This window comes from Clostridium sp. Marseille-QA1073 (assembly GCF_054863625.1).
In genome coordinates this window covers 1-11,148 of the sequence record NZ_JBSVQM010000045.1, presented here as the reverse complement: position 1 = coordinate 11,148, position 11,148 = coordinate 1, and the positions used below count along the sequence as shown (strand labels likewise).

15 protein-coding genes are annotated in these 11,148 nt (G+C 24.8%); 11 read left to right on the top strand and 4 right to left on the bottom strand.

The features are described from left to right. The 4 genes from ACY1IQ_RS20680 to ACY1IQ_RS20665 all read left to right on the top strand — a co-directional run. Window positions 1–937 (top strand): ATP-dependent DNA helicase (locus ACY1IQ_RS20680; protein ID WP_461615766.1); only part of this gene is annotated, 937 nt, incomplete at its 5' end. A 254-nt stretch (window positions 938–1,191) separates the two neighbouring features. After that, entirely contained in the window at window positions 1,192–1,362 is a 171-nt protein-coding gene (locus ACY1IQ_RS20675; RefSeq protein ID WP_461615765.1) for a helix-turn-helix domain-containing protein, read from the top strand. 179 nt (window positions 1,363–1,541) lie between these two features. Further along, window positions 1,542–1,943, top strand: coding sequence for a hypothetical protein (locus ACY1IQ_RS20670; RefSeq protein ID WP_461615764.1), 402 nt, complete (start codon window positions 1,542–1,544; stop codon window positions 1,941–1,943). Window positions 1,944–2,360: 417 nt separating this feature from the next. Then, on the top strand, window positions 2,361–2,564 hold the full coding sequence (locus tag ACY1IQ_RS20665) for a GNAT family N-acetyltransferase (protein ID WP_461615768.1): 204 nt from the start codon (window positions 2,361–2,363) through the stop codon (window positions 2,562–2,564). Between the two features lie 514 nt (window positions 2,565–3,078). Here ACY1IQ_RS20665 and ACY1IQ_RS20660 read toward each other — a convergent pair. Both ACY1IQ_RS20660 and ACY1IQ_RS20655 read right to left on the bottom strand, forming a co-directional pair. Further along, window positions 3,079–3,228, bottom strand: a complete 150-nt coding sequence (locus ACY1IQ_RS20660; protein ID WP_461615763.1) for a hypothetical protein — start codon at window positions 3,226–3,228, stop codon at window positions 3,079–3,081. Window positions 3,229–3,415: 187 nt separating this feature from the next. Then, on the bottom strand, window positions 3,416–3,661 hold the full coding sequence (locus ACY1IQ_RS20655) for an AbrB/MazE/SpoVT family DNA-binding domain-containing protein (protein ID WP_461615762.1): 246 nt from the start codon (window positions 3,659–3,661) through the stop codon (window positions 3,416–3,418). Window positions 3,662–3,914: 253 nt separating this feature from the next. On the opposite strand from ACY1IQ_RS20655, the gene ACY1IQ_RS20650 reads away from it, so the two are divergent. Then, entirely contained in the window at window positions 3,915–4,646 is a 732-nt protein-coding gene (locus tag ACY1IQ_RS20650; protein ID WP_461615761.1) for a class I SAM-dependent methyltransferase, read from the top strand. Window positions 4,647–4,788: 142 nt separating this feature from the next. Here ACY1IQ_RS20650 and ACY1IQ_RS20645 read toward each other — a convergent pair whose 3' ends face one another. Then, window positions 4,789–5,280 carry a YajQ family cyclic di-GMP-binding protein gene (locus tag ACY1IQ_RS20645; RefSeq protein WP_461615760.1) on the bottom strand — a complete coding sequence of 164 codons (492 nt, stop codon included), beginning with the start codon at window positions 5,278–5,280 and terminating at the stop codon, window positions 4,789–4,791. Between the two features lie 208 nt (window positions 5,281–5,488). Here ACY1IQ_RS20645 and ACY1IQ_RS20640 point away from each other — a divergent pair, with 208 nt between their 5' ends. From ACY1IQ_RS20640 to ACY1IQ_RS20630, 3 genes are all read left to right on the top strand, one after another. Next, window positions 5,489–5,722, top strand: a complete 234-nt coding sequence (locus ACY1IQ_RS20640) for a TspO/MBR family protein (RefSeq protein ID WP_461615767.1) — start codon at window positions 5,489–5,491, stop codon at window positions 5,720–5,722. Window positions 5,723–5,795: 73 nt separating this feature from the next. Continuing rightward, entirely contained in the window at window positions 5,796–6,239 is a 444-nt protein-coding gene (locus tag ACY1IQ_RS20635; protein WP_461615759.1) for a hypothetical protein, read from the top strand. A gap of 424 nt (window positions 6,240–6,663) precedes the next feature. After that, window positions 6,664–7,539, top strand: coding sequence for an SDR family oxidoreductase (locus ACY1IQ_RS20630; protein WP_461615758.1), 876 nt, complete (start codon window positions 6,664–6,666; stop codon window positions 7,537–7,539). A gap of 167 nt (window positions 7,540–7,706) precedes the next feature. Here the strand turns inward: ACY1IQ_RS20630 and uvsE are convergent, their stop codons facing one another. Next, window positions 7,707–8,666: a UV DNA damage repair endonuclease UvsE gene (gene uvsE, locus ACY1IQ_RS20625; protein ID WP_461615757.1), complete on the bottom strand. Its 960-nt coding sequence runs from the start codon at window positions 8,664–8,666 to the stop codon at window positions 7,707–7,709. 138 nt (window positions 8,667–8,804) lie between these two features. Here uvsE and ACY1IQ_RS20620 point away from each other — a divergent pair, with 138 nt between their 5' ends. The 3 genes from ACY1IQ_RS20620 to ACY1IQ_RS20610 all read left to right on the top strand — a co-directional run bounded on the left by ACY1IQ_RS20620 (window position 8,805) and on the right by ACY1IQ_RS20610 (window position 10,753). Then, the gene (locus tag ACY1IQ_RS20620; RefSeq protein WP_461615756.1) at window positions 8,805–9,392 is read left to right on the top strand and encodes a protein kinase; all 588 of its coding nucleotides are present in this window, start codon (window positions 8,805–8,807) and stop codon (window positions 9,390–9,392) included. A 115-nt stretch (window positions 9,393–9,507) separates the two neighbouring features. Beyond that, window positions 9,508–9,990, top strand: coding sequence for a peptide-methionine (R)-S-oxide reductase MsrB (msrB, locus tag ACY1IQ_RS20615; protein ID WP_461615755.1), 483 nt, complete (start codon window positions 9,508–9,510; stop codon window positions 9,988–9,990). A gap of 190 nt (window positions 9,991–10,180) precedes the next feature. After that, window positions 10,181–10,753, top strand: a complete 573-nt coding sequence (locus tag ACY1IQ_RS20610) for a hypothetical protein (RefSeq protein ID WP_461615754.1) — start codon at window positions 10,181–10,183, stop codon at window positions 10,751–10,753. Window positions 10,754–11,148: the final 395 nt, after the last annotated feature.

Here is an 11,148-nt window from a genome sequence, read left to right as displayed (position 1 = left end):
TGAATTATTAGATTTATATTTTAAATTATTAGCTTTTTACAGAATTAGTGAAGTCTTTGATGAGAATTATATTTGTTATGGTGAAAAGTTAGGAAATAATTTAATCATAAAGCTATTTTGCATAAATCCTTGTAATTTAATTAAAGATGTTATTGGGAAATCTATATCTACTATTTTCTTTTCTGCAACATTCTCACCTATGAATTATTATAAGGAAATGTTAGGTTCTAATGAAGGAGATTATAATTTAACTCTACCGTCACCTTTTGATCTAAAAAATAGAGAAATAATAGTTGCAGATAAAATCTCAACCAAATATCAGTATAGAAAATACAGCTATGATTCTATAGTTGAGTATATTTACAGTCTAATATCATCTAAATCTGGTAATTATATAATATTTTTTCCATCCTATAATTATATGGAAGAAATATATAGTAGATTTATTAAAAAATATAATTGTTTCAATATTAAACTTCAGAATTATGGCATGACAGAAATGGATAGGGAAAGCTTTTTAAGAAATTTTGATGAGAATAATGTTATTGGATTTTGTGTTTTAGGTGGAGTTTTTTCAGAAGGTATAGACCTAAAAGGAGATAAACTTATTGGAACCGCAATAGTAGGTGTAGGATTACCTCAAATTTGTTTAGAAAGAGATTTAATAAATAAGCATTTTAACAATAAAAATAAGAGTGGATTTCATTATGCCTATACTTTTCCAGGAATGAATAAAGTAATTCAAGCGGTAGGAAGGGTAATTAGAACAGATGATGATGAAGGAATAATATTATTAATAGATGATAGATTTAATACTCCATTATATAAAAATCTTTTTCCAAAGTACTGGTTCCCATATAAAAGTGTAAAAAATCAAAATGAAATAAAGGAAATTTCTCACAACTTTTTCAGAAATAGCCAAATATCTAAAAATTGAATATAGAGTTAGACTCTACTCATAATATTACCATAAATGATAGTTACAACGTAGTATAGCGATATACTACGTTGTTGTTTTTTAAATGCTTAAAATAAATATCTATAAGATTTCTATTCATTATCTTTTAGTATAAATATTCCTACATATTAAATATTTCTTCATAATTAGAAAAAGATTACTATGATTTCTATTGACCTTAGTATTGACCTAAGGTATATAATAAATTTACCACACAGGAAAGGATCATAATTATGGAAAATTATTTAAAAATTAGCGAATTAGCTAAGCTAATGAAAGTATCTGTTCACCAACTGCGATACTTTGAAAAAAAAGGAATATTTTCACCTGCTTATATTGATAATAATGGTTACAGAATGTATGGAATCAATGAAATATACCAGCTTCACAAATACTACTCTTAAGAAGTTTACAAATACCTGTTCAGAAAATTTATGAAGCAAATAATGATTATACTCCAAAACAATTTGAATTACTTTTAGAAGAATCATTACAAAAAATACAAAAACAAATAGAACAGCTAACTCTTGTAAAAGAGAAAACCCAACAAATATTAACTAATCAACAGAGTTTAAAAGATAATATGAATAACTTTCAAATTCAATATTTTCCTAAACGCTATCTCTGTAAAAAAGATATATTAGGTGAATCAGAAGATATAGATTTAAATAAATTAAAAAGAAAGTCAAAGGAATTTTCTTCATTCTTTAACAGTGATTTGATTTATTTATATGGCGAGAAAGAATTAGCTGTATACATTGAAAGTGAAAATAAAGAAATTATAAATTTAGAAGAAGGAGAATATTTATGTAAAAACTTTCTTGTATATGAAAAAATAGATATAGAAAAAGCTTTAGATCACTTAGAGCGTTATATTAAGAATTCTGCTTTTATTCATCATAATCCTGTAATTCTAATTGAGAAATCCTACTCATCTATCTTTCATGCTGAGGCTCTTGTTTATGAAATACAAATAAAAGTTTAGTTAAAGGATGTGTAAGCATGTATTATATCGAAGTGAAATACTGTAATATTTATCAAGATGAGAAGATTAAATCTTTAGTTATAAATGCTTTTCAATCAAAATTTACTTCACTTGTTAATCTTGATGAAATTAACTATCTCTCTCTGATAAATCATTTTTGGAAGATTCCGTACGATTCACATAATGCGAAACAATTAGTGGTTAAAGATAACCATAACATCTGTGCTACCATGTTAATAAGGAAAAAGTCAAATAAAAAAAAGGGTTAAAGTTTGATTATTTATCTTTATCTAAACAATATGGACATAAAAATGTGATTAAACTTATTGCTGGACTGTTAGTCTTAGATCATTCTGTAAAAAAAGGGGAATGTTATATTAATCATATTGCAGTAGATAAAAATTATCGTGAAAGGGCATAGGAAAAGTGCTTATAAATTGGGCACAAGATTTTATTGAGCAAGGAGGCAAATTAACTTTATTTGTTTCTACTAAAAATAAGAATGCTATTCATCTTTATACAAAAAAAGGATTCCAAATTAAAAATAAAAAAATTAGTTTCTGGAAATTGATATTTTTTCACGAACCATATTGGTATTTCATGGAGTGGAGAAAGCGTTAAATGAAGAAATGAGGTTAATTATTTTTGTTCATGGAGATGAGGCTATAAACGTTTCTTATGATAGTAGCTATAAACCGTTATTTAGCTAATATTAGGTAAGCAAAATAAAAATGTTTATCTAGATAAAGCAGAATATATAGGCAGCAGATAGATTCTTCACCTTTGACCATTACGCATATCTCTGAAGGTAATTATTCAATGATTGCTCATCAAATTGTATCCTCCCAATTTTTAATCACACTAACATCAATCTTATACCTAAAGTTTTTATTAGAAAGATTTTATATAAGATGACTACTACACTTTTGTGAAAAAGTATAAATAAGATGTAGAATTCGCAAAATGGAGATTTAAAACGTTAAAGAATTGTTTTGAAAATAAAAAACAATTAATGATTTGACAACAGTGGACCAATTTTTATTAAAATGCTTAACGGGAATTTTTATCAAAGTGTTGGTAATACCCCAATATACAAAAATGAAAAAGAAGAGTGAGGTTCACCCTTCTTTTTATATTAACAACAGCAATGGTCACGACGTCTTCTACAGTCACAATCATCGAAATCAAACAATAAAATTAGTATAATTAGCCACCACCATATGCCGAAGAATGGACAGCAACAGAATAATAGTAATAGTATTAGTATTAATGAACAGTCTCTCATTGTATACCCCCCTGTGTTACATATATTGTATAGGATAGTATATATTATGTATTATTCATATAATTCGTTACTAATTTTTATTTATCATAAAAATTAAAACAAGGATTACCTAAAAATAGGCAACCCTCATTTTATATTAAAACCCAATTAATGGGTTGAAATACTTTTTCTAATTGTAAAGATACTATTATTTTTCCTTATTTAATTCTTCAAGACATTCATTACATATATTTTTTCCTTTGTAATTTGTAATGTCTCTAGCATTTCCACAGAAAATGCAAGCTGGTTCGTATTTTTTTAAGATAATTTGATCTTTATCCACATATATTTCTAATGCATCTTTAATCTCAATATCTAAAGTTCTTCTCAATTCTATAGGTATTACGATTCTACCTAATTCATCTACTCTTCTAACTATACCTGTTGACTTCATTTTTCTCCTCCTATTAGCATATAAAAATTTTATAAATATTTAAAAATACTTTTTAAAAATACTTATAGTACATATTATCAATATTGGTAAACATATGTGTTATTATTTACGCAAATTTTTGTAAAAATATTTGATAATATGTTTGTAAATATTATATTATTAAATTATCCAATTAAAATAAAAATATACATAATGTACAAGTAAAAAATATAAAAATACTGTTATTATTGTAATAAAAAGGAGAGTGGCCAAAATGTCATTTTATGGAGAGTTAAGTAAAGTATATGAATATGTATTTCCATTAAATAAAAATACCTTAAAATTTATTAGTGAAAACCTAAAAGAAGGTGATAGAATATTAGATTTAGCCTGTGGCTCAGGAGATTATTCCATTGCACTTTCTAAAATGGGGTTTAAGGTGGATGGAATAGATTTAGAGAAAAATATGATTGAAAAAGCTATTGGTAAAAATATCAATGAAGAAAATAAAGTTAATTTTATAAGTGGGGATATGACTAAAATAAATGAAATATTTAAAGAGAATAAATATAATTCTATATTTTGTGTAGGAAATTCTATAGTACATTTAGAGGATAAAGACAAAATATTTAGATTAATAAAGGATATTTATTCAATGCTAGAAAATCATGGAGAGTTAATCATTCAAATTGTCAATTATGATAGAATAGTTAAATTTGGAATTACAGAATTACCTACAATACGAAATTCTGAAGTTCCTTTAGAATTTATAAGGCATTATATACACAAACCAGAAAATAATAAAGTAGACTTTAATACTAAATTAGTTCTAAAAGGTGGCAAAGAAATTTATGAAAATTCTGTACCACTTTTAATAATTAAAAGTGAAGAATTAGTATCAATCCTTTTAAATGTAGGTTTTACAGATATAAAATTATTTGGTAGCTTTTTAAAAGAAGAATTTACCATTGACTCTTTTTCATTAGTAGTTAGAGCTAAAAAATAATAATTTATATACACAAATAATTTTTAAGGATCTATAATATAAGAAAAAAATTCTCCATTGATTAATAGATGGAGAATTTTTTCTTTAATATATTTAATTAAAATATAATTAATTAAAATATAATTAATTAAAATATAATTTTTTATCTATAATTAGTAAATTGAAGGTCTATTCCAAAATCCTTTGATTTAACTAATTGGATAACTGCTTGTAAGTCATCTTTATCTTTTCCTGTAATTCTTAATTGATTATCCATAATTTGAGTTTGTACCTTAATTTTGCTTGCTTTTATTTCTGCTACTATTTTTTTAGCTTTTTCAGTAGAAATTCCTTTTACTATTTTAGCTATTACTCTTGCACTACCTAATGATGCAGTTTCTATTTTACCAAGCTCTAAGGCTTTAGGAGAAACTCCTCTTCTTATAAATTTTCCTTTTAGAACATCAATAACTGCATTTAATTTGTATTCGTCGTCTGATACTATTTTAATTTCATCTTTTCCAAGCTCAATTTGAGTTTTAGTTCCTTTAAAATCGTATCTTTGACCGATCTCTTTTAATGTTTGATTGATAGCATTATCTACCTCTTGCATATTTACTTCAGAAACAATATCAAATGAATAATTACTTGCCATAATAAATCCTCCTATGTATATATACTAAAAGCAAAAATAAAGCTTTTAAAAATATTATATTTCATACTAATAATAGTAAGTTATAATCCTATTATTGTCTAGATTAAAGTTAGATATAACCATAATTGTTATAATTTTTTCATTGCATGAATACCTTTTATAAAAAGAGTTATGAAGTGAAAAATGTTTGAGGTTTTAAATGTAAGTAATACTGTATATAATTCAATTAGCTTTAAATTTAGCTTGGCCTATTATATTTTTTTATTTTCAATTAAGATTTTTAGCTCTTATAGATATTGTATTATTATTAATATTTATATTACTTACAGTAATCGCTTTTTATAGAAGAGATAAAATAGCAGGACTAATACCATTACCTTATTTACTGTGGAGTACTTTTACTTTATTATTAAATTACAAAGTCTATAAACTTAACAAATAGTTGAATTTAAATTATTAATTTGTTACAATAAAATTTGCTTTAAAACTAATTATAGTGAAAAGAAGGTAGTTAGATGAATAAAATATGTATCTTTGACGGAAATAAAAATTGTAACAATTGTAATGAATGTGACTTGTGCGAACTTAATAATAACAAAACCTGTGATAATTGTGGAAAATGTTTGCAATTAGAAGGATATGATGTAAAAGCTATTAAGATTGATGAAGTTTTTGAAGATAAAAAACAAAATATTGCATTTAAAAAGTATAATGAAAAAATAAATATTGAAGATTTTAGTGATTTCGATTTAGAAGAGGATTTAGAAAATAATTATGATGATTCTTTGGAAGAAGTATCTAGTGAATATATTGATGCCCTCGATGATGAAAATAACTGGAGCTATTTAGAGGATGTTGATAAAATTAAAGAATTTCTAGAGAATGGGGAAGATATAAGTTCTTTAGGTTCAGAGGTTTTTCCAGGTCTAATTTCCTTAAAGAATCCTAAAAATAACTAATTAAAGCTTCTATTTCATATTAATAAATATGTAAAATTAGTAGAAAATTTAAATATATAAGAGTTTAATGCCTCAAAAATATAGATATCTAATCAACTTAATATTAGATACTTATATTTTTGAGGCTATAATTTTTGTTTGTATTTATTGTACTTTCTGTCTAAGTACTCCACGTAAAATTGTGTTAATTCACTTTAGATATTTACTGAGTAAAATATATATTAAAACTTTATAAAATAATAAAATTAAATTATATATTTTTAGAAAATGAGACCTATAAAAAAATAATTATGTATATAACCTTAAATAAGTAATTATATGTCGTAAATAAACAGAATAATTACTGAAAATACGATAATGAACTACATTTTAAAGGAGTATAATATGAATTAATATGTATTATTTCGGAAAGCGAAGTGGTATTATGGAAAAAATAGCGATCACAGGTTCCAATGGATTTTTCGCCTCAAGATTTATAGGTTTTTATAAAGATAAATATGATATTATTCCTTTAAGCCATAATGATTTAGATATAGAAAGCTATGAAAGAGCAATTGAAGTAATAAAGAGTGTAACACCAACTTATTTAATTCATACAGCAGCAATATCAGACACAGGTTTTTGTGAAAAAAATCCTAAGTTATCCTATGATGTCAATGTTAGTGGATCAATAAATATTGCTAAAGCCTGTGATATGATGGGAGTAAAAATGATATATTTAAGTTCAGATCAAGTATATGGCGGAAATGAGGATATAGGTCCATATGGTGAAAATACTGTACCAATTACAAATAATATATACGGTAAACATAAATTAGAGGCGGAAAAGGCAATAAAAGAAATTTTGGAGGATGCGGTTATTTTAAGAATAACTTGGCTTTATAGTTTACCAGAAAGAAACAAGCCATTAAAACCAAATATAATTTGGAATGTGGTAAAAGCAGCGTTGAACAATAAGCCAGTAGAATTTAGAGCTAATGAATATAGAGGAATAACATATGTATATGATTTAATAAATGCTTTTGATAAAATTCTTCAATTGCCTGGAGGAGTTTATAATGCAAGTAGTGAAAATAATTTAAACACCTATGAACTTGGAGAGAGCATTCTTAAAGAAATGGGATTAGAACATAGAATTCATGAATTATTAATTAAGGATACTGAATCATTTAAAACTAAAATTAGAGATTTAAGGATATGTAACAAAAAACTTGAGAAATATGATATTTATTTTGATGAAACTGAAAAATCACTTAGTAAATGTATAAATGATTTCAAATTCCATATTTTCCAAGAATAAAAACATTGAAAAAATATGCAAACAAGTGCAAATCAATGTTTAAAGAGAAGATGAAAAAGAATTAGAAAAATAGATAAAATATAGAATATCAAGTTCCATAGGGCAGTAGATAAATTTGTATAAATACAAACCTATCTACTGTTTCTTTGTTAGTATTAGTTAAAAATTTAAACTATAAACGTACTTTCATTAATCCATTTCCAATTTGGTCTCATAATCTTTATATCTTTTGCAAGTTTGAACAATGCCAGATCTTTACTCTTAGCTTCTAGCATAATATCTATATCTCTATTTATATTTCTACAGTTTTCTATAAAATCAATAAAATCTATAACTTCTATATAATCTGCATGTTTTCTATCTAACTTACCATCTCGAGGGCTTGAGTAATGTAGCTTAGGTGGTAACTCTTCATTTTTCCATGTATTAAAAATTCCTTCTAACATATCAGTAATAGTTTCTCCATTATTATTACACTTATGATGATGAACATCTAAAACCATTGGTATATTAAGAACATTGCATATTTCTAGTGTTTCTTTAGCAGTAAAAGTCTTATCGTCATTTTCTAAGATTACTCTTGAAGTAATGCTATTAGGATACTTCCTAAAATTATTTATAAATCTTAAGGATGCCTGTTCCTTTCCGCCTTCACCACTACCTATATGAAGAATCATTTTTCCTAAAGGATATTTCAAATCTTCAAACAAATTTGCATGAAATAATAAATTTCTTTTTGTATTTTCTACTGTTTTTATTTTTGTACTATTAACTACATTAAATTCATTAGGATGAGTATCAACCCTCAATTTATTATTAATTATATATTCTCCTAAATAATTAAAATGTTTTTTAAAGAGCTCTCGATATCTCCAGTGAGTTACATCTGGATGGGTGGCTAAAGGTACTAACGATGAGGTAATCCTGTAAAAAAATATTCCATTTGATACATTATATTTTAATATAGTATATAAATCATCTAAATTAGATCTAGTTACTGATACAAGCTTTTTAATTTTTTCATCATCACTTTGTAGTTTATTATAATATGAAAAAGTTACCTTACTAGATGTAGTTATCTTAGGTAAATTTAAAGCTATAGACACATATCCTAATCTCACCTTCATATTTCACCTCAAAATAATTGTTTTACTTTAGTATTAAGTACCTTATTTTTATTTATTCATTCTATAACATTCAAATTAATGCTAATTATATAAGGCATAGCATATAATTATAAGGATAGCGATAAATTTGGAGGATATATGGGCAGGCCTTTTACAAATCCAGTTTATTTAAACGAAAAGACAGAAAAAATAATAAGAGAAGCAGAATATTTAGGTAAAGGGAATAATGGGGTAGTTTATTTGCTCCCAGATAATAAAATTATAAAAATATTTAATAGTCCAAAAGTCTGCAAGGATGAATATAATATTTTAATTCGTTCAAAGAAAAGCAAGTATTTTCCTAAGGTATATGAACATGGAAAACATTATATTATAAGAGACTTTGTAGGTGGTATACGTTTAGATAAATTTTTAAGAAGAAATAATATGAATAGAACATTAGCTGAACATTTAGTTAAATTAATAAAAGATTTCAAGAAACTAGGCTATAAAAGGCTAGATATAAGATGTAAGGATTTATACGTTCAGGAAGATTTCTCAGTAAAGGTTATAGATCCTAAAAATCAATTTACCAAAGTAGTAAGTTATCCGCGACATTTAATGAAGGGAATTTACAAAAGAAACAAACTAGATGAATTTTTATTTTTTGTAGCAGACATAGATCCAAAGCTTCATAAACATTGGAGTGAAAAAATATATTTGTACATTTGTGAAGGAATTAAATAATAAAGCTACCTATTAATTAGGTGGCTTTTATCATTTTTTATAATTAAAATTTAATAACCTATATTAGCATATTTATAAGAATTTAGATAATATTAACTTATGAGGAGGGAATATTATGACTAATAAATTATATCAAAAACCATCATTAGAAGAATTAAATAAAAAACTTAATAAAATTCAATTTCATGTTACTCAAGAAAATGGCACAGAAAAACCTTTTACTAATGAATTTTGGAATCACAATGAAGAAGGACTATATGTAGATATAGTAAGTGGGGAACCGCTTTTTTCATCAAAGGATAAATTTAATTCTAGTTGTGGATGGCCAAGTTTTTCTAAACCAATAGAAGAGAAAGTTATTAAAGAAAAAGGAGATTTTAGTCATGGACTCATTAGAACGGAAGTAAGAAGTAACACTGCAGATTCTCATTTGGGTCATGTGTTTGATGATGGCCCTAAGGAACTTGGAGGACTTAGATATTGTATAAATTCAGCTGCACTTAAATTTATACCAAAGGATAAAATGGATGAGTTAGGTTATAGCAGATATAAAAATATGTTTAATAAAAATCCACAAAATTTTATGGATATTTATTAGTACTTATAAAGTTTTTCTATAGAGCTATCATTCATAGAATAATTAACTATATAACCCATTAGGATTACACTAGGTATGCCTATGATTAATCTAATCAATATAAACTGATACATAAGAATTAGTAGTAGAAATTAATAATTAATATGATATAATAATAATTATTAATTATTATTATATGGAGTGTGTTATTATGGAAAAGAAAATAAGTTTAGTATATGAGAATGATGAATATACAATTTTAGTAAATAGTACTATAGTAAATAAAGAAAAGGATTTTGAAAAGTCAGTTGATAAATTTAATAAAGTTATAAATGATAATAAATCATTAAATACAAGAAGTTGGGAAAGTATATTAGATGGATTAAAAGACTTATATAATGAAAAAGTAGAAATTAATAACGAATATAGGACTTTAACTTTTGAGTCTATGAAATATTTTTATAACACAGGGAAAACATTCTATATCAGAAATGAACAAATCAATGAACTAAATGGTTCTTATAATTTATTTTATTATGGTTTGAAAATGATTTTAAAAGGAAAAGTTAAATCTTGTGAAGAGTTATTAGAATTTCTAACTAAAGTTTTAGAAAATAAAGCTGTATACACAATTAATGATGTTGCAATTAGAGTATCTAGTCCTAAATTTAATTATGGTTTTGCAGAATATGATTACATAAATAATAAAATAGATGAAGGTACTTCAATAAAAAGTGGTGACTTTGAAAAATTTAAAGAATATGTTTTAAACAGACTTATGTAAAATGTAAATAAATATTTATATAAAAACAAAGATATTACCATAAAAATTTTGAAATTTATGGTGATGTCTCTGTTTTTATTTAGTATATAAATAGAATTTAATATAAAAAATAAAATAAATTAATAAGTTAATATTTAAATAATAGGTAATGTGCTACGTGTCCCTACAAAAATGTAAATGAAATAGAAATATTATTAAGTAAAATCACAGGAAAAAGCTGTGTTAGTTGCCATATGAAATGCAAAGCATTTAATGTACTATTGTATTTTGAAAAAGAATTAAACCAACGCATAGAGATAATTGTTATATCGTAATACACATGTATTTAATGATGATTCTATAGCAATTTATGGTCTTAGATACTGTATGAATAGTGATTCTTTAAGATTTATTCC